At 59.1% G+C, this 19,653-nt stretch carries 16 protein-coding genes; all 16 read right to left on the reverse strand.

Annotated features, from left to right (window positions below; all coding sequences use genetic code 11):
• Positions 1–23: 23 nt before the first annotated feature.
• The 16 genes from ACTM86_RS07480 to ACTM86_RS07555 all read right to left on the reverse strand — a co-directional run bounded on the left by ACTM86_RS07480 (position 24) and on the right by ACTM86_RS07555 (position 19,473).
• Positions 24–1,040: a cell division protein FtsQ/DivIB gene (locus ACTM86_RS07480; protein ID WP_427719196.1), complete on the reverse strand. Its 1,017-nt coding sequence runs from the start codon at positions 1,038–1,040 to the stop codon at positions 24–26.
• A 205-nt stretch (positions 1,041–1,245) separates the two neighbouring features.
• A complete protein-coding gene (gene murB / locus ACTM86_RS07485) occupies positions 1,246–2,157 on the reverse strand; it encodes a UDP-N-acetylmuramate dehydrogenase (protein WP_154515248.1) in 912 nt (303 codons plus the stop codon).
• Positions 2,158–2,162: 5 nt separating this feature from the next.
• Positions 2,163–3,581: a UDP-N-acetylmuramate--L-alanine ligase gene (gene murC / locus ACTM86_RS07490; protein WP_427719194.1), complete on the reverse strand. Its 1,419-nt coding sequence runs from the start codon at positions 3,579–3,581 to the stop codon at positions 2,163–2,165.
• 96 nt (positions 3,582–3,677) lie between these two features.
• On the reverse strand, positions 3,678–4,793 hold the full coding sequence (gene murG, locus ACTM86_RS07495; RefSeq protein WP_441016684.1) for an undecaprenyldiphospho-muramoylpentapeptide beta-N-acetylglucosaminyltransferase: 1,116 nt from the start codon (positions 4,791–4,793) through the stop codon (positions 3,678–3,680).
• Complete coding sequence (ftsW, locus tag ACTM86_RS07500; protein WP_441016681.1) at positions 4,783–6,276, reverse strand: putative lipid II flippase FtsW; 1,494 nt, start codon at positions 6,274–6,276, stop codon at positions 4,783–4,785. The genes murG and ftsW overlap by 11 nt, the downstream gene beginning before the upstream one ends.
• 36 nt (positions 6,277–6,312) lie before the next feature.
• Positions 6,313–7,719, reverse strand: a complete 1,407-nt coding sequence (murD, locus tag ACTM86_RS07505) for a UDP-N-acetylmuramoyl-L-alanine--D-glutamate ligase (RefSeq protein ID WP_427794730.1) — start codon at positions 7,717–7,719, stop codon at positions 6,313–6,315.
• A gap of 9 nt (positions 7,720–7,728) precedes the next feature.
• A complete protein-coding gene (gene mraY, locus ACTM86_RS07510) occupies positions 7,729–8,748 on the reverse strand; it encodes a phospho-N-acetylmuramoyl-pentapeptide-transferase (protein WP_154515238.1) in 1,020 nt (339 codons plus the stop codon).
• Between the two features lie 3 nt (positions 8,749–8,751).
• Positions 8,752–10,176 carry a UDP-N-acetylmuramoyl-tripeptide--D-alanyl-D-alanine ligase gene (locus ACTM86_RS07515; RefSeq protein ID WP_441016678.1) on the reverse strand — a complete coding sequence of 475 codons (1,425 nt, stop codon included), beginning with the start codon at positions 10,174–10,176 and terminating at the stop codon, positions 8,752–8,754.
• Between the two features lie 124 nt (positions 10,177–10,300).
• A complete protein-coding gene (locus ACTM86_RS07520) occupies positions 10,301–11,944 on the reverse strand; it encodes a peptidoglycan D,D-transpeptidase FtsI family protein (protein WP_427719181.1) in 1,644 nt (547 codons plus the stop codon).
• A 239-nt stretch (positions 11,945–12,183) separates the two neighbouring features.
• Positions 12,184–12,654, reverse strand: a complete 471-nt coding sequence (locus tag ACTM86_RS07525) for a hypothetical protein (protein WP_427719178.1) — start codon at positions 12,652–12,654, stop codon at positions 12,184–12,186.
• A gap of 90 nt (positions 12,655–12,744) precedes the next feature.
• Complete coding sequence (gene rsmH / locus ACTM86_RS07530) at positions 12,745–13,710, reverse strand: 16S rRNA (cytosine(1402)-N(4))-methyltransferase RsmH (RefSeq protein WP_441016672.1); 966 nt, start codon at positions 13,708–13,710, stop codon at positions 12,745–12,747.
• 20 nt (positions 13,711–13,730) lie between these two features.
• Complete coding sequence (locus ACTM86_RS07535) at positions 13,731–14,165, reverse strand: division/cell wall cluster transcriptional repressor MraZ (protein WP_035137949.1); 435 nt, start codon at positions 14,163–14,165, stop codon at positions 13,731–13,733.
• A 463-nt stretch (positions 14,166–14,628) separates the two neighbouring features.
• Positions 14,629–15,570, reverse strand: coding sequence for a site-specific tyrosine recombinase XerD (gene xerD / locus ACTM86_RS07540; protein WP_441016669.1), 942 nt, complete (start codon positions 15,568–15,570; stop codon positions 14,629–14,631).
• Between the two features lie 2 nt (positions 15,571–15,572).
• Complete coding sequence (locus ACTM86_RS07545; RefSeq protein ID WP_154515231.1) at positions 15,573–17,234, reverse strand: CTP synthase; 1,662 nt, start codon at positions 17,232–17,234, stop codon at positions 15,573–15,575.
• A gap of 180 nt (positions 17,235–17,414) precedes the next feature.
• Positions 17,415–17,798: a hypothetical protein gene (locus tag ACTM86_RS07550; protein ID WP_154515229.1), complete on the reverse strand. Its 384-nt coding sequence runs from the start codon at positions 17,796–17,798 to the stop codon at positions 17,415–17,417.
• A gap of 193 nt (positions 17,799–17,991) precedes the next feature.
• A complete protein-coding gene (locus ACTM86_RS07555) occupies positions 17,992–19,473 on the reverse strand; it encodes a DUF1846 domain-containing protein (protein ID WP_441016666.1) in 1,482 nt (493 codons plus the stop codon).
• Positions 19,474–19,653: the final 180 nt, after the last annotated feature.

Raw genomic sequence — 19,653 nt, forward strand, 5'->3', positions numbered from 1 at the left:
CTCAACAAAGCCACGCACCGACGCTAAGCGGTCGGTGCGTTTCTAAACGTATAGTTGCCGGGAGACCGAACGTTGATGTAGGTTACGCCCTCTACCTGCGACAGAAGCTTGGTCACGACGCGTTCCTTCTTGGCGATATCATCAGAATCGCCCAGCGAGACCTCAACGCCATTATCAAGATTCGCCGAGATGGCCTCGACCGAAGGTATAGAAATATCCTTGATCTGCGCCAAGAATTCGCCGGAAAAACCACGCACGTAATCCAGGCCCGCTTTAACGGCCTTGGAAGAAACAGCCCGCCCCGAAACCGGCTCGACATCAGCCGAGACATCGGTAAGCAGCACGGCCCCGTAGTGCTTGGCCAGCGCCAACGCAGCATCGATACCGCTCAATGTGTTGGCGCCCTCACCCGAAGTGACGACATTTCCCTGGTCGTCCACCTCCACAGAGGTCGAAAGCGGTGCGATCCAGGTGTCATCGTCGCCGATGGCCCAGGCAAGATCGTCGGAACTTATATAAGCGATCGCGGTGACCTTGCGCTCCGTCGGCGTAATGACGAGCGTGTGGGGAAACTGCCGTTGAACGTCCACGCCCGAAACCCACGGGTTCTGCTTGAGATCTTCGGTAATCTGGTCGGGATTTACGTTGAAGAGCGATGTGTTCTCGGGCAGACTGATCAGCTGCATGGCATCGTGCTTGGTCACATGCTCGCTGCCCTCGATCTGAATATCGGTAGCGGCAAACAGGCCGGAATTGATAACGACGATGGCAACGACGGCAAGCACGGCCACAGCCGCCAAGATACCGCCCACGATTTTGCCCTTGCCCTTAACGGCAGAGGCGGCCTCGGACGTCTTACTCGCCATGGCGCCAAGCGACGACAGCGGATTGATACCCTTATTGGTCGCAGGTGCCTTAGTGGCGGGCACCGACGTCAACGAACGCGGCTTGGCAGCGCCCAACGTACGACCGGGATGCGTCGCTTTAGCCCCCAGCGAGGGCTTGGGCGTCACTATGGGGCGAGAGGGCTTGGCACCCATCGCCGACTTAGACGTCACCGAGGGGCGCGGAGCCGGGTAAACCGTCTTTTTTGCGGCAGTGCGTCCACCAAGTTGCGAGCCGACGACCGGACGTTTGGCGGACCGTACGGATCCAGCGGGCTTGGAGGACACAGGGGGCTTGCGTTGAGGCTGGACGGGTGCGCCGGAACGCCCTCCGGCGCGGCGGAAGGTAGGTTTCGATGCTCTAGAAGCCGAGGAATTTGACTTCCGGTCTGAGCTCGATGCCATACGCCTCCCTCACCTTTCCGTGCACATGCCTGATAACCGCGGCCACGTCATCGGCCGAGGCGGTACCGTTATTAACGATAAAATTAGCGTGTACGGGCGAAACTTCCGCACCGCCAACCGAAAAACCCTTTAATCCACAATCCTCAATCAGCTTGCCAACGCTCGCGTCGGGTGGATTGCGAAAGACCGACCCGCAAGAAGCGCGACCCATGGGCTGCGTGCGTTTGCGCCTCGTCAGGTACCGCTCCATACGCTCGCGAATGTCGGCCTTAGGCGCAGGCTTGAGCTTAAGCACGCACTCGAGAATAATCTCGTTACGCGGCAGGCTGCACTCACGGTAGCCCCAGGCAATCTCGGACCCCGCATAATGCTTAATGCCGGATGCCGGGTCAAACGTGACCACATCCTCGACAAGCGAACCTATCCACTCGGTACGCGTACCGGCGTTCATAGATACGGCGCCGCCGACCGAGCCGGGGATGCCAACCGCAAACTCAAGGCCCGAAAGCCCGCGCGACAGGGCATCGTTGACCAAACGTGCGAACATAACGCCCGCGCCAACGGTCAGCGTGCAACCGTCCTCGGCAACAACGGTGCGCTGAAACTCACGCCCCAGCGAAATGACGGCGCCGCGATAGCCCGCATCGGCAACGAGCAGATTAGATCCCTTGCCGATAATGACCCACGGCACCTGCTCACGGTCGAGCACTGCCACGGCACGACGAAGGGCATGATAGCTATGGCACGTCACGAAGAGGTCGGCCTTGCCGCCGATACGATAACTCGTATGACGCGCAAGGCGTTCATCCTCGACTACATCCGTGTCGATCATGCCCGAAAGCGCCATGACGGCGTTAAACAGACCCATAGGGGCTAAGCGTCTTTCTTGGCAGTCAGATACTCGATAAACTCAGGGCCAACGGTCGTAACGTCGCCGGCGCCCATAGTAAGCAGCAGATCGCCCTCACCTACCATCTTCTCGAGCTCACGATTGAGCTCGAGACGGCTGGAGCAGTACACGACCTCCTTGCCAGGGTGCTTGGCGCGCACAGTATCAGCGAGCATCTTGGAGGTTACGCCCGGAATCGGCATCTCGCCGGCAGAGAACACATCGATGAGCAGCAGCTTATCGGCATTGGCGAAGGCATCGGCAAAGTCATCGCACAGCGCCTGCAAACGCGAATAGCGGTGCGGCTGGAACACGACGTCAACATGCTTATAGCCCAGCGACGAGGCGGCGGCAAGCGTCGCCTTGATCTCGGTGGGGTGATGGCCGTAGTCATCGACCACGGTGATGCCGTCAATATCGCCCACATGGGTAAAGCGGCGGCGGACGCCCTCAAAGCTCGAAAGCGCCTCGGCTGCGGCATCGACGTCGAGACCCAGGACATGGGCAACGGTTAGCACTGCCGTGGCGTTGAGCATGTTGTGGCGACCGGGGTTGCTCTTGATCTCGACAGCATGCTCGGTCCCATCCTCAAAGCGAACGGTAAAGTCGCTCTGAATGCCCTTGACATCCGGATGCACGCAGACGACGTCGTTGGTTTCGGCAAAGCCATAGGAAAGCACGTGGCGACCCGTCGACTTGGCGAGTTCGACCAGATGCGGGTCCTCACCGCAAACGATGACGGTACCGCTCTCTCCAACCAGGCCCATAAACTTGGCAAAGGTGGCCTCGATCTCCTCGATGCCCGAGTAGTGGTCGAGATGGTCGGCCTCGACGTTGGTCACGATGACCACGTTGGGGTTCAGGAACAGGAACGAGCTGTCGGACTCATCGGCCTCGGCGACAAAGTAGTCACCCGAGCCGTTCTTTCCGTTGGTATCGTAACCCTCGACGATACCGCCGATCAAAAAGCTGGGATCCAGACCCATGCGGTCGAGCATGGTGGCACACATCGAGGACGTCGTGGTCTTGCCGTGCGTACCGGCAACAGCGATGGTGGTGTAGCCGTGGCCCAGAGCCGAGAGCATCTTGGCGCGGGGCCACACAGGAATACCGAGCTCGCGAGCACGCACAAGCTCGGGGTTGGACTCGGGAATAGCGGTAGAGACCACGACCACGTCGGGCTTGACCTCATCGATCGTGGCGGCCTCGTGGCCCACATGAACCTTCACGCCAGCACGGGTAAGCTGACGAATGTAGCGCGAGGTCTTAAGGTCGGAACCGGTAACGGCATAGCCGCGCTCGTGCAAAACGAGAGCGATGCCGCTCATGCCGGCGCCACCGATACCGATAAAGTGGGCGCTCTTGAACTCGGGCGCGGAGGTTGCAGTCTGGGAATCAGCCATGTGCTCGTGTACTCCTTGCGTAAACACTGCCTGTAACCCGTTAACTGTACCGCACCTACCGCATCCGCGCGAGCGCAAGCTCGATATCCCGTCTAACTAACGCAAACCCTCTACCGCATCGGCCAAAAGTGCGGCGGCGCGGTCCTGAGCCAACCCGCGCGCCGCCTGACGCATGGCATCGCGCGCTGCGGCGTCATCGACCAGATGCAGCAGCTCCTCGGCAAACGCCGGAGCATCGATATCGGCATCGGCACAAAGCACGCCGGCACCGGCATCGACCAGATAACGCGCATTGGTCGTCTGGTGGTCGGCCGTGGCATGCGGATACGGCACGAGCACCGAAGGCACGGCGAGGGCGGCAATCTCGGCCACGCTCGAGGCGCCGGAGCGCGAGAGCACCAGGTCAGCTGCAGCTAGCATGTCGCCCATGTTGTCAATGTAGGGCTGGACGCGATAGCGCTTCGTCTCATCGGACGTCAGCGCCAAAGCACGCTCGGTGTCCTCAAAGCCTTCGGCTCCCGTCGAATGCAAAATGTAGAGATTCTCGCGGGTCAGCAGCTCACTCTTGAGCGAGGCTACGCGCTCGTTGAGATGCTGGGCACCGAGCGAACCACCAAAGACGAGCAGAAGCGTCGCATCCTCGGGCACGCCAAGTGCCTCGCGGCCGCGGGCGCGATCGCCCTCAATGACCGAGCGGCGCACCGGATTACCGGTCATGAGCACATGCTCGGGGTCGCCCTCGCGCTCAAAGACAGAGCGCGCAGCCGGCACCGAGATACACACGCGGGCGGCATGGGAACTCATCATCTTATTGGCCAGGCCCGGAACAGAGTTCTGCTCGTGCAGCAGATACGGAACGCCCGCATCCTTGCACCAGCCCAGCAGCGGGACCTCGACGTAGGCACCAAAACCGATGGCAGCATCGGGCTTGCCAACCTTTGAGAAATGGCTGGCGAGCGAGCGCTTGGCCTTATTGACGCGCCACAGCGAGCTCAACGCGGTCCAAGGACGGGAACGGTCGAAGCCCGTGACCGTGATAGGTACAAAATCGAACCCGGCCTCGGGAACCAAACGACCCTCGAGCTTGTGCGACTGGCCCACGAACACAACATGATGTCCGCGGTCGCGCAACTCCTCAGCCAAGGCAAGCGCAGGGTTGATATGTCCCGCCGTGCCGCCGGCTGCGATAGCAACGGTCATCTTATCGGTCATGAAAATCCCTTCGTACGCGCGGTCCCTGATCGTCAGTGCGCAGACGCGCCGACGGGTCCGAATTCAAATTGATTCGATTATATCCGCCGCCCGAGCTTCGGGGGTTCGGGCGTTGGGGACGCCCCTGCGGAGCCGTTCGCGGGCGCGGACGAGCCGCCGGCTCGGACGCAGAGCCATCCAAGACGGTAAAACCGTTGCGCGAAGGGCGATCGCCGCGCACATGGGGCACGCCGGCGGTGCTCTCGTCCATAACGGCAAAGCTCTCGCGGCGACGGTCGTACTCATCACGACGGGCGCTCTCGTGCGAGACGCGCAAGATCAGCCCCGCAAGCATAAGCGATACGATAATCGACGAACCGCCGTAGCTGATAAATGGCAGCGGCTTACCCGTCATGGGAAACACGTTGAGGATGCCCAGCGCATTGATCAAAAACTGTACCGCGAGAATGACTGCGGAACCCGATGCCATGAGCGCTCCGCGACGGTCCGCAGCCTGTTCGGCAATGCGAAACGCTGAGTAAATCAGCATCGCAAAGACCAAGAAGAGCAGCGCGGTCCCGACAAAACCGACCTCCTCGCCGATAATGGCCAGAATATAGTCGTTGTGTGCCTCGGGCAGATACGAATACTTCATGGTGGAGTTACCGATGCCGCGGCCGAACAAGCCGCCCGAAGCAAACGCCATGATGGCAAGCGTTGCCTGATAGCCATCGCCATACTCGTCGGCCCAAGGGTTCAGGGCAACCTGAACACGCACCATGCGGTACGGCTCTGCAACAAGCGCAAACACACTCATGACAATGACGAGAATGATCACGCCGATGATAAACTTGGGGTCTAGGCCCGCAAATAACGCCATACACATGAGGGTCAGCGAGATGATCAAGACGGTGCCATAATCGGGCTGGATAAAGATCAAAAAGAGCGAAATGCCCAAGTAGACGACCATCTTACGAAGGAACTCGTTGATGTTGCCACCGGGCGAAAAGAAACGGTCGAGTATGATGGCCGAATACGCGATGGCAAACGGCTTTAAAAACTCAGACGGCTGGAACTGAATACCGGCGATGTTGAGCCAGCGCGTGGCGCCACGGCTGCCACTGCCGACAAGAAATACCGCAAACAGCAAGAGAATCATGCCGATAAGGAAGATCCTAAGTACATTTTCCCCAAACCAGCTGTCCGGCAAGACGCGAACGATCGCAACCATGGCAAGCACGCCAACCCCGGCAAAGGTAGCCTGTCGAACCAGGAAAAACGTCGCCGAGCCGTTCTCGTGCAATGCCTCGACCGATGACGCCGAGTACACCATCAGCAGACCAAAGCACACTAAAGTAAACAGGCACGCCATGAATATCAAACGAGGGCGCATGATGCGGGCGGGGACGCCGGCAATATAGCGTTCGCTGAGCGTCTGCCCGCCGCGACCGGAACGCGGCGTACTGCGCTGCGAGGAAGCACGGTCCGAGTCGGGCCTCCTCATACCTTGTCGGGGGCTCTCCTCTCTCACCGGCGGCCCCTATTCCATTTGCGATTTCGCTGCGGCGGCAAGCTGGGCCACGTAGTCCTTAAACACGCGGCCGCGCTCCTCGTAGCCCGAGAACTCATCGAACGAAGAACAGGCGGGAGAAAGCAGGATCACGTCGCCTCGGCTCGACAGCGAACGGGCAACGTCGACGGCGTCGCGCAGGTCGTCAGCCTGAGCGATATCAACGTCACCATCGACATCGGCCTCGTCCATAGCGGCGGTAAAGCGCTCGCGCGCATCGCCAAAGCAGACGACCGATCGCACGTTGTCCATGACAACGCGGGCGAAGGACTCGAGTGGCGTGCCCTTATCGTGACCACCGAGCAGCAAGATCACGTCGTCGTCGGGAAACGCCGTCAGGGCCTTTTCGACCGCATCGGTGTTCGTTGCCTTGGAATCGTTGACGTAGCGCACGCCATCGATCTCGCCACAGGGCTCAACGCGGTGCTCCAGCGGCTGGAATGAGGCCAGGCCGCGACACACACCGTCGACATCGGCACCGACGGCCAGGGCAGCCGTGGCAGCGCACAGGGCATTGATGACATTGTGATGTCCGGAGATTTTGAGCTCGGACGTGGCGATGAGCGGGGTCTCGACGCCCTTCAGGCGAATGACCATCTTGCCATCGCGCACAAATGCGGCGTCCTCGCCCGCAGGCTCGTCAAAGGCGACCTTGCAGATGCGACGACCCGGCGTGTAGACATACTCATCGAATTCATGGATACCGGCATCCTCGACGTCGATAACCACAAGGTCATCATCGACCATATTCTCGAAGAGCTTAATCTTGGCGAGCGCATAGTTCTTATGGCTCTTGTGCCAGCCCAGATGGTCGGGGGTGATGTTGAGCAGCACCGCCACACGGGGGTGAAGCTCCTGGGTCGTTGCGATCTGATAGCTCGAAAGCTCAGCTACAAACCACTCGTTATGCGCGCGGTCGTCGATTTCGTTCACCGGAGGCTCACCGATATTACCGACAGCAACGCTCGCCTCGCCCGCTGCCTTAAGCAGGTAGTCGGTCAGCGACGTGGTGGTCGTCTTGCCATTGGTGCCCGTGATGGCGATCCAATTTTGGGGAGACAGGCGGTAGGCAAACTCGGGCTCACCCATGATCTGGACAGCGTGATCGCGGCCAGCCTTAAAGAATGCCGAGAACTCCGAGATGCCCGGACACGTCACGCATACATCAAACGCGCCCTCGACCTGCTCGGTTCCGTAGACAAACGATACCCCGCGCGCCTCGAGCGAGCGCGTGGCATCATTGGGCTCGGACGTGCCGCCACCGTACACGGTAACGGTACTCACGCGCTCGGGGTGCGCAAGCGCCCAGCGAGCGACATCTAGACCGGACTTACCCTGGCCCAAGACGAGCAGGCTAAAGGAATCTGCAAGAGGCATAAAAAACCACTATCCCAACTGGAAAAACAGGGCAAGGCCCAGAGCGCCAAAAGCGGCAGCGACAATCCAAAAACGGATGACGACCTTAGTCTCGGCCCATCCCTTCTTCTCGAAATGATGATGAATGGGCGCCATAAGGAAGACGCGCTTATGCGTAAAGTGGAAGTAGACGACCTGAATCATGACCGACAGGGTCTCGACGATAAACAGGCCGCCGATGATGAGCGAGACGACCTCGGTGTTGGTCATAATGGACGTGCAGGCAAAGGCTGCACCCAAGGCAAGAGAGCCGGTATCACCCATAAAGATGCTCGCCGGATAGCAGTTGAACCAAAGGAAGCCCAGGCAAGCACCAGCACATGCGGTACAGAAGATAGACAGGTTTACGTCACCGTGCAAAAACGCCATGGCAGCCATGGCAAGCATGGCAATCATAGAGGTGCCACCGGCAAGGCCGTCCAAGCCATCGGTCAGGTTCACGGCATTAGAAAGACCGGCGATCATCAACCAGCAAAAGACGATGTAGAGCCACGGAAAGGTAAGGCCACCAATGGTGGTCGAGAAGATACCGAGGTCAATCGTCAGACCGCCGGGAAAACGAATCTCGGGGGCAACGCCGCACCAGCTGACGGCAAGCACGGTAAACGTGACGCAGATGATGGTGAGACCGATCATCTTGGCGTGGGGCGTCAGGCCGAGCGAACGACCGTGCGTGACAGAGGTCAAATCATCGATAAGGCCCAGAACGCCGGTTGCAAGCGTGGCAAGCAGCACGAGCACAAGCTCGGTGGTGAGCTTGCCCATCAAAAGGCACGTCAGCGAAACGGCTACGAGAATGACAACGCCGCCCATGGTGGGCGTGCCCTGCTTAATCAGGTGGCGTTTGGGTCCATCGGCGCGGACCTGCTGGCCGATACCCTCGACCTTAAGAAGCTTGATCCACCACGGCATGAGCAGCAGCGCAATGGCGGCGGCGATGCCAAGTCCCAAAAAGGCCTGGTATGTAGGATACGCGGGGTTCCCGAACATGGGCTAGCACACACCTTCCACAAAGCGGTCGAGCTCGACAAAGCGAGAGCCCTTGACCAGCACAACGTCATGTTTCTCAAGTGCGCCGGCCATACGGTCGAGCACCTGCTGATAATCGGAGAACACCTGGATGCGGTCCTCGTCCATGCCCATCATGCGCGCGGCTTCGGCCATACGAGCGGCCAGCTCACCGCCCACGCACGCCAGCATATCGAGCTTCTTAGCCGCGGCATAGGCGCCCACCAGCTCATGCATGCGGGGGGCCTCGTCGCCCATTTCGCCCATCTCGCCCAGAATCGCCATTCGAGAGCCAGAACACGAAAGCGAGCACAGCAGGTCAAGGCCAGCAGCCATGGATTCGGCGCTGGCGTTATACGAGTCGTCGATAATGCGGGCACCGCTCTTGGCGTGTTTGATCTCCTGACGATGACCGGTAATCGCGATACCCCTAAAGGCAGCATCGATCTGCTCGGGGGTCACACCCAAACGATAGGCAACTGCGGCGGCTTTAACGGCATTGGGAACGGACTGGACGCCGGGAATGGCGAGCATGGTGTCAACGGACTCACCCATGCCAAAGTCAAGCGTAAAGACCGGGCGGCCCTCATCATCAATGTGAATGCCGCGGGCGCAAACCTCATCAACATCCGAAACACCCGCCAGCATCACGTCGATACCCGCGGGCTCGGCAAACGTCTCACGAATGAACGAGGTGAAGTCGTCTTCGCCGCCCAAAACCAGCAACGGGAGAAGGTCGTCGGCGGCACACATGCCCCCAACAATCTCGGACTTAGCGCGGGCGATATTCTCGCGACTTCCCAGGATTCCAATATGAGAGGTGCCGATCTTGGTCACGATGGCAAGGTTGGGATTGGCGGACCGAGAAAGGCGCTCGATCTCGTGAAAATGGTTCATACCCATCTCGAGAACCAGCACCTCGGTGTCGGCAGGAGCGGCCAAAACCGTGAGCGGCATACCGATCAGATTGTTGAAATTACCCTTGGTGGCCCAAACGCGATAGCGCTTGGCAAGCACTGCCGCAAGGACATCCTTGGTCGTCGTCTTACCGATAGAGCCGGTAATGCCAACCACGAGGCAGCCAAGCTGCGTGCGATAGGCATGTGCCAGGCGCAGCAAAAATTCCTCGGGATCATCGGTGTGTAGGATGGCGCAGCCCTTACGCTGAGCCAGCGATACAAGCTCGGCATTGGGCTCGCGCGTCATCACAACAGCGCCGGCGCCCGATTCGATGGCGCGGGAAGCAAAATCGTTGCCGTCGACTTTTTCACCCGGAAAGGCAACAAAAATCGTGCCTTCCTCAACCTGGCGCGAGTCGATAACGCACCCACGGCATACCCGATCGGCTTCTCCCGTCACGGTCCGGGCCCCTGTTGCGGCCGCGAGGTTGTTGACGGCGATCTCTATCATTGCAGCTCCCCTGTAAACCTAATAATGCTATCGGCGTATTGTATCCCAGCGCCGCGCATGCGTGGTGCAGGGCATGTGAACACCCTCCAGATTAATCGACAGCCCTTTTCAGGATTGTAACCCCCTACTTGGTGCGTGGGATACCCAACACATCGAGCGCGTTAGCCATAATGACCTGGAACGGCACGGCGGCAGCATCCGAACCGCTCGGCGTTCCGTCGAGCGTGATATAGCACAAAACCTTGGGTGCTTGCGCCGGGGCAAACCCCATAAAGGACGACATATAGCTCGCTTTGAGGTAGCCGCCTTTTTCATCGGCGCGCTCGGCCGTACCGGTCTTACCCGCCACGTCGTAACCGTCGACGGCGCCCCCGACACCCGTGCCCTCGGAAACGACCGTCTGCATGCACGATATCACCTGGGCGGCGGCGTCCTCAGAAATCGCCTGCTCGCCCTCGCCCCAGTCCTTCTCCTCGCCTTTGCTGGATTTATAAAAGTGCGGCGTCATCATCACGCCGTCGTTGGCAATGCCGCCCACGGCGCGCGCAATCTCGATCGGCGAGACAGACAGCGCTTGGCCAAAACTCATCGAGCCCAACGTGGCGCCGTCATACTGGTCACGCTCCTTGACAATGCCAAGGCTCTCGCCGGGAAAATCGATGCCCGAACTGTGTCCAACGCCCCATTTGTCCACGTACGCGGCAAAATCGTCCGCGCCGATCTTATGCCCGACCAATACAAAGCCAACATTGGATGAGCGGCGCATCATCTCGCGCACATCCATGGTCATGGCGTAGTCACGCTTATCGGCATCGGTGACGGTATCGTCGCCGACCTTAATGCTCGCCGGCACCTCAAACGACGTACTCGAGCGCACGACGCCCAAGTCGAAACCCGCACCTGCAACGAGCGTCTTAAAGACCGAACCGGGTTCATACGCATCGGTGACCAAGCGCAAGTTCATATCCTCGGTCTTGGCGTTCTCCAAATTGGTCGGGTCGTAGGTCGGATACGAACAGGCGGCCAGAATCTCGCCGGTAGTAGGGTCTGTCACCAAAGCCGAACCGTTCTTGGCTTTGGTCTTCTCGACCGCCTCCGCCAGAGCGTCCTCTGCTGCACGCTGGATATTGACATCCAGCGTCGTCACGATGTCAACGCCATCGATGGCGGCGACTTTTTTATAGGCGCCACCCGCAATATAGCTATCGTCCCTCGCACGCTCTCGTACCAGCGTGCCGTTTGTTCCGGTCAGCAATTTGTCATATTGCTTTTCAAGTCCCGTTAGGCCCACGTTGTCAACGTTCACCACGCCTAGAACCTGCGAAGCCAGATTGCCGTATGGATACACCCGCTTCATCGCCTGCTCAAAGAGCACGCCGGGCAGATTTTTCTTCTTCAATGCCGCGGCATCGTCCTCGTCCACCTGGCGCTTGATATACACCCAGGTGCCATCGGACTGAACCAGCTTGCGGCAAGTCTTCTTATCGATTCCAGTCGCCTTAACCAAGGCCGATACCGTTTTATCGACATCCTCGATCAGCTGTGGATTCACGGCGACATTGCTGCACTCGACCGATGACGTCAGCACGTTGCCGTTTCGGTCGTAGATCGTGCCGCGTTTGGCGTAAAGCGTCTCCGCAAGCAGGCGTCGAGCATCGGCGCGCCCGCGCAACTCATCGGCATTTACGATCTGGTAGTCGGCAAGGCGGATGGCGCCCGCAGCCAGGCCCAAACCGATACAACCCATGACGGCATTACGGCGAGGCAATGGCGTCCCCGTAAGCCATTCGGTCGAAGATCGTCTATTCGATCTGCTATTGCGTACTTGAGGGTCATCCGAGCCGCGAAGGCGCGACGTTGGGTCGTTGCCGCGATTCGACCCCAAGTTGTAAGATGACCGACCCGATCCTTGATAACCAGAACGTCCCCGCGAAGAGGGACGTCCCTGCCCGCGACTCCCGTCTGGACCGCGGCGATAATCATTTGTCATACTCAGCTACCGTCTTATTACTGGACAGCCGCAGCCGAGCTAGCGCCCGCGGCTGCATCCTGCGAAAAATCAAGTGTAACGCTCTCGCTGGGCTCCACCATGCCATAAGCGCCCGCAAGATCGCGAATGCGTGTATCGGCACCATAAACAGAGTGCATGACCTCAAGGTCAGAGCTCTCATCGGTCGCCTTCTCGAGCGTGTTGGTAAGCTCGGCGTTGCTGTTGAGCACCTGGGCCGTAACGCTTGCAAGCGCCACGCGGGCGACGCCAATCGTCATGAAGATAGCCGCAATGATGCAAAACGTTTTAAGAACGCTCATGAAAACCGGGCTTACCGCCTGGTTTGCCTGACGGCCCGCGCCCGTGTAGACATCAAAGCGCGGTGTGCGCTGCTCACGAGGAGCAGCGGGCGCCTGCGGTGCCTCGCGGTAGGCGGGCATGGCGTTCATATCATAGGCGAGCGCTGCGTTTGAGGTGTTGTAGCCCATGATATGCCGCCTCCCATCCCGAGTACGTTGGTAGTGTGTTTAAGCTTCGTTTATGGTGCGAGCGGGAGGTCCAATATCGCGCGCGTAACGCTACAAGCGCTCCGCCACGCGGATTTTGGCTGATCTCGCCCGAGGGTTGCGCGCAACCTCATCGGGTTGGGCAACCAAGGGTTTGCGGGTGATGACCTTGAGTATCGGCACGTTGCCGCACACGCACACCGGAATCTCCAGCGGACACGTGCACCCCTGGCTCATCTCCTTAAAGTGGTTCTTTACGATACGGTCCTCGAGCGAGTGATACGAGATGACGCAGATGCGTCCGCCCGGGTTGAGCCACCTGGTGGCGGCGTCAAGTCCTCTCTCGAGCACATCGAGTTCATGATTGACCTCGATGCGAATGGCCTGGAAACTTTTCTTGGCCGGGTGTCCGCCATGCCGACGAGCGGCAGCCGGAATGCCAGCCTTGATGATCTCGACAAACTGACCGGTGGTTTCAATCGGTTCGGACTCGCGTCGACGCACGATCTCGCGTGCGATCTGCGAGGCGAACTTCTCTTCGCCATAGACGCGTAGAATCCGGGCGAGGTCGTGTTCGTTATAGGTGTTGATGACCTCAGCTGCGTTTAGGGTGTTGTTACCCGGATCCATCCGCATGTCCAATGGGGCATCTTCGTTATACGAAAAGCCCCTGCCAGGGATATCGAGTTGCGGTGACGAAACGCCCAAGTCGAACAGGAAGCCATCGACCCCGGGCACCTCGGCCGAGCAAAGCAGCTCGTCCAAGTCGCCAAAGTTGCCCTTCAGCAGCTGATGCGGGACGCCGGGGACCTCGCGGTCCAGACGGGCACCAGCGGCCTCGAGGGCCATGTCGTCCTGATCGACGCCGAGCAAAAGACCCGTCTCTCCCACCTGCGCGGCCATCTTTACCGAATGACCGGCACCGCCAAGGGTGCAATCGCAGACGACAGATCCGCTCTTTAGCTGCAGCGACTCAAGCACTTCGCCGAGCATGACAGGTTCATGCCGATATTCTTGTGTCAAGATCCCACGCTCCATCCGTTACTCATGCCTTGCCCTTACGAGAAGAAGAGGTCCAGCAGAGCCTCATCGTCATCGTCCTCATCGGCCGTAGCACGGTCCCAAACCTCGAGGTGGTCGTAGTTGCCCACAACCGTGACCTCGCGGTCGAGGTTCGCCTGCTTGCGGAGAGACTCAGAAAGACCGATACGACCGGCGCTGTCCACATCCATCGAGGTGGTGCGCTTGTTGATCGCCCTCATGAGTTTCTGGTCGTTGATGTCACGCGGGTTAAAACCCTCGTGGCCCTCACGACCCGCGAAGAGTCCTTCGACCCACTTATCGAAGGCCTCGGCAGAGAACACGTACAGAGCATCGACATCCAGGGCTTTGAACACGCGAACATGCTCTCCAAGCTCCTCGCGAAGGGGTGCAGGCAGGGACAGACGACCTTTTGCATCGAGATTGCGCTCGTATGCACCCGTCATTCCCATGTGCGCCCTCCCCTCGGTTACTCAGATGGCACGTACGCGGGGAACCACCCCGCCTGTCGACGTCATTAATAATATGGGGAACTGCCCCATTTTTCAACATCTTTCCCCACACCTTCCCCCACAACACCCCACCACTCCACCCTCTATATGCTGTAAAACACCCTCGTTCATATGTTCGAAAACACAATATGTTGTGTTTACAGCAAAGCCGGGATGCCATCTGTAGCAGCCCGGCTTTCAACCTCAACCTTCAAGTTGACCTTGAGGCGAATTTTGTGTCCCTTTACGCGCCGTTCACATCACCCCCCAAACTTCCCCACCAACGTCACGCGCGACCCACCGGCGCATCGGCGCAAGACAAAAGATGGGGCGGACCCCAGATTGCCGATACGCGCACAAAACCGCGTCACGACAACCTGGGGTCCGTCCCCCATTAGTTGTAAATATGCAGGTCAAAGAGTCGCTAGCGATGCGCCAACGGATGAGCCGCCAGGTAGACCTCGGTCAGCTGCGTGCGGTCGACATGCGTGTAGACCTGTGTGGTCGAAATGTCGGCATGTCCCAAAATCTCCTGTAGCACGCGCAGGTCGGCACCGCCCGCAAGCATATGGGTCGCAAAGGAGTGACGCAAGGTATGAGGATGAAGCCCCACCAGTCCCACCTGACGCCCGTATCGCTCGCATATGACGTGAACACTCTGACGCGACAGGCGACCACCGTTCTTATTTAAAAAGACTGCCGGCGTCTTTGACCCGCGGGCATGAGCGGCCAGGCGCCGACGCCCATCAGCAATATATTGAGCCATAGCCCGTGCGGCACTTCCCACGAGTGGGGCAAGCCGCTCCTTCGAGCCCTTGCCGCGCACCAGCACAAAGCCGTCGTCAAAATGAACGTCGCCCACATCGAGCCCCACCAACTCGCTCACGCGCAGGCCACATCCATAGAGCACTTCCAAAATGGCATGGTCCCGCAAACCCATCTCCCCTTCCGGGAAATCTTGGTCGAGGAGCGCCGAGACATCCCCTACCGAGAGACACTCCGGAAGGCGCTCCGCCTTTTTGGGCAGGCGCAGTGCAGCCGTCGGGTTTTGGGCGACGATTCCATCGCGAACCAAAAAGGCATGCAAACCTTTCACGGCCGCAACTGCACGCTCCACCGAGGCATCGGAGTAGCCCCCGTCGCGCCGATCACCGACAAAACCCTCTATTATCTGACGGTTCACGCCTTCAAAGGACTCAACACCGGCCCGCTCCAGGTAGGAACAGTAAGTCGTCAAGTCACGACGATATGCCGCGATCGTATTGCGCGCCAAGCCTCGCTCGACCGCAAGGTAATCAAGATACTCCCCCGTCACCGTATCGAGCAACGAGGGAGTATCTTCGGTATGTCTTTCGTTCGCTGGCACCCTTAGTCCGTCGCGAGGTTCATGGGCGTCACCTGCAGGCGATCGACACCCTCGTGCTGGCCAATCGAGGCGCGCACGAACTCGCGGAACAGAGGCTGCGGCTTGGTCGGACGGCTCTTAAACTCGGGGTGGGCCTGGGTGGCCACATACCACGGATGCACGTCACGCGGCAGCTCGACCATCTCGACCAGACGCTCGTCAGGCGAAAGACCCGAGATAACCAAACCCGCGTCCTCGAGCTGGTCGCGGAAGGCATTGTTGAACTCAAAGCGATGACGGTGGCGCTCATAGACAAGCTCCTCGCCATAGGCCTCGCGCGCAAGGGTATCGGCAGCGAGCTTGCACGGATAGGCGCCCAGGCGCATGGTGCCGCCCTTCTCGGTCACGTCCTCCTGCGAGCTCATCAGGTCAATTACGCTAAACGGACCGTCCGGATCGAACTCGGAGGAGCTAGCGCCGGCAAGGCCGACCACGTTGCGGGCAAACTCGCACACGGCGACCTGCATGCCCAGACAAATGCCCAGATATGGAATCTTATGCTCGCGAGCAAACTCGGCAGCAAGAATCTTGCCCTCCAGGGCACGCTTGCCAAAGCCGCCGGGCACCAAAATACCCGATGCGTCGCCCAGCACCTCGGAGACGTTCTGCTCGTCGAGGCTCTCGCCGTCGACCAGCTGCACGTCCACATGACGATCATAGAAAACGCCTGCATGATGCAGGGCCTCGATAACCGACAGGTAGGCATCGGGGAGCTGGGTATACTTGCCCACAACGGCGATCTTGACCTTGTCGGCATGGTGGTTGGCATGATTCTGTTTGCGCAGGAACTCGTTCCACTCGCTCATGTCGCGCTCGCGCGGGTCCAAGCCCAGGCGCTCGCAAATGCGCAGGTCAAAGTCCTGCTCGGCGAGCAGCTGCGGCACATCGTAAATACTCGCGCAATCTTCGTTGGTAAAGACGCAGTCGGTATCGACGTCGCAGAAGCTTGCGATCTTGCCACGGATGGCATCGTCGATATGGTGATCAGAACGCAGCACAATGATGTCGGGCTGAATGCCAAAGCTGCGAAGCTCCTTGACCGAATGCTGCGTGGGCTTGGTCTTGACCTCGTGCGCGGCGGCGATATAGGGGACGAGCGACACGTGGATGTAGCAGACGTTCTCGGGACCGGCCTCTTTACGATACTGGCGGATGGCCTCCACGAACGGCTGCGACTCGATATCGCCAATCGTGCCGCCCAGCTCGGTGATGACCACGTCGGAACCGGTCTGCTCCTCGATGCGGCGGAACTTATCCTTAATGGCGTTGGTGACGTGCGGAATCACCTGAACGGTGCCGCCTAAAAAGTCACCGCGACGCTCGCGGGCAATCAGGCTCTTGTAGATAGCGCCGGTCGTAAAGTTGGAATCACGGGTCAGATTCTCGTCAATAAAGCGCTCATAATGGCCCAGGTCCAGGTCGGACTCGTAGCCATCCTCGGTCACGAAGACCTCACCATGCTGAAACGGGCTCATGGTGCCGGGGTCGACGTTCAGATACGGGTCGGCCTTCTGCATCGTCACCTTGTAGCCGCGCGATTTGAGCAGACGGCCCAACGAGGCCGCGGTGATGCCCTTACCCAAGGACGAAACTACGCCGCCGGTTACAAACACATGCTTGGTCATATTGAATTACCTGCGCTTCCCGTAGAAGTTTTCCATTCACATCTTACGGGTCTTCATTGTAATACTCGAAAAGCAAGCCGCTCGCTATTTTTCACCCGCATGTCCGCATTTCTCCATCTCGAAACAAAACACCGCCCAAGTAGCTTTGGGCGGTGCAGGCTCGTCGAAACTGCCGTGTTGTTACCGATCGGCAGTCTCATCCTTCAACATATCTTGAACAAGCATGCCGGCACGAACACCCTTAAGGTACCACTCGCCTCGCCCGGTCAGGCATATGCCGTTTGCAAGCTGGCCGCCATCATCGTTATAACGAGAAACGACCTCGATAAGGCCATCAGAATCCAAACGGTCGATTGCAGCGCGGGCACGATACGGCGAAACCCCTACGCACTCGGAGAGTGTCTTGCGCGAGAAACCGTACGGCACACCGTTTCCCTTAGATTGCCGAGCGATCTCCATCAGCACCAGCACCTCGACACGCTTCATATCGTTGACACTCGCACGACCCTTGCCCGCCATGGCAGCCTCCTCAAACCGAGCACGAGCATCAAAAGCACCGCGCATGACCGGCGCATCCCTCGATGGCCGGCAACATCCATCATGGGTAGCCCCGCAAAGGATGTATCCACTGAGGTAATTGTATACCGCGCAAATCGCTTTTGGGCAGGTAAACGGCCTAAATTTCGGCAAATATAGCCCTAAAACCCCCTAAGCGCCGCATCGGGTGCGCACTCCGATGCGGCGTCTCATCTCAATCTTAGCGATGGAAGAAGCCGCGGCGCTCAAACTTGGGCTCACAGCACACGTTAATGCCCAGCTTGCGCAGCACCATCTCGTCCGTAGGCGAGATAATCACGCTAAAGAAGGCGTCGCAGCCGCGCAGCTGCTCAAGACCCGAAAGAACACGAGTAGCCGTCTCGCTCGTGGCCGAGGTGATAGAGAGCGCCATGAGCGTCTCGTCGGTGTGGAGACGCGGGTTTTTGCTGCCAAGGAAATGCGTCTTGAGCTTGCTGATAGGCTCAATCGCCTCATCGCTGATGACCTCGAGCTCAAGATCGACGCCCGAAACATGCTTAAGCGCGTTCATGATGAGCGAGCTCGCGGCACCCAGACGCGTTGAGGTCTTTCCGGTCACTACCGAACCGTCCGGCATCACCATGGCACCCACGGGACCGCCCGTCAGTTGCTCCCTGGTGAGAGCAGCCGAGCGTGCCGGCGAATAGTTCTTGTCGATGCCGGCTTTTTTCATAATGAGTTTGAGACGGTCGACCTGCTCATCGCCCACGCCAGTACGGCGCACGCTTTCAACCGCGGCAAAATAGCGGCGCACGATCTCCATCTTGGAGGCATCTCGGCATGCATCGTCATCGGTAATGGCAAAACCGACCATATTGACGCCCATGTCCGTAGGGCTCTGATAGGGGCTCTCGCCCAAGATCTTTTCCATCAGGGCACGAACAACCGGGAACGCCTCAACGTCTCGGTTGTAGTTGACCGTGGTCTTGTTATATGCCTCAAGGTGGAACGAGTCGATGATGTTGGCGTCATCGAGGTCTGCCGTGGCAGCCTCATAGGCAATGTTCACCGGATGCGTGAGGGGGAGATTCCAGACCGGGAAGGTCTCGAACTTGGCATAGCCGGCAGCGGTGCCATGCTTGTGCTCGTGATACAGCTGCGACAGGCAGGTGGCGAGCTTACCCGAGCCAGGGCCGGGCGCCGTCACGACAACGAGCGGACGCGTGGTCTCGACAAACTCGTTCTTGCCGTAGCCTTCATCAGAAACGATCAGGTCGACATCGTGCGGATAGCCCTCGATGGGATAGTGCAGCTTGGCGGGAATGCCGAGCGCGTTTAGACGATTGCGGAAGACGTCGGCAGCGGGCTGACCGGCATACTGCGTGATAACCACAGCGGCAACGGCAAATCCGTTCCCGCGGAACAGATCGACCAGACGCAGGACGTCCTCGTCATAGGTAATGCCCAAGTCGCCACGGGCTTTGTTCTTCTCGATATGGTTCGCATTGATTGCGATGATGACCTCGACGTCGTCGGCAATGCTCTTGAGCATGCGGAACTTGCTGTCCGGTTCAAAACCCGGCAGCACGCGGCTCGCATGATAGTCATCGAACAGCTTGCCGCCAAACTCCAAATACAGCTTGCCGCCAAACTGCGAGATGCGCTCCTTAATGTGAGCAGCCTGCAGCTCGATATACTTCGCGTTGTCGAAACCCTGGCGCATGTATGGCTCCCGTCCCGTTTCCATTTAATGTCCTAGGCGATTATAGCGGAGCAGACCCTCCCCCACCGACGAGGCCGGGGCAGCTAATTTGGGACGGGGCTTTTTTGACTACCCTTTATGTGGGGGCTGTCTCTTATACCATCTCCGAGCCCACGAGACCCAAGTTGATCTGGTATGCCG

This window comes from Collinsella sp. HCP3S3_E11, assembly GCF_052067375.1.
GTDB lineage: Bacteria > Actinomycetota > Coriobacteriia > Coriobacteriales > Coriobacteriaceae > Collinsella.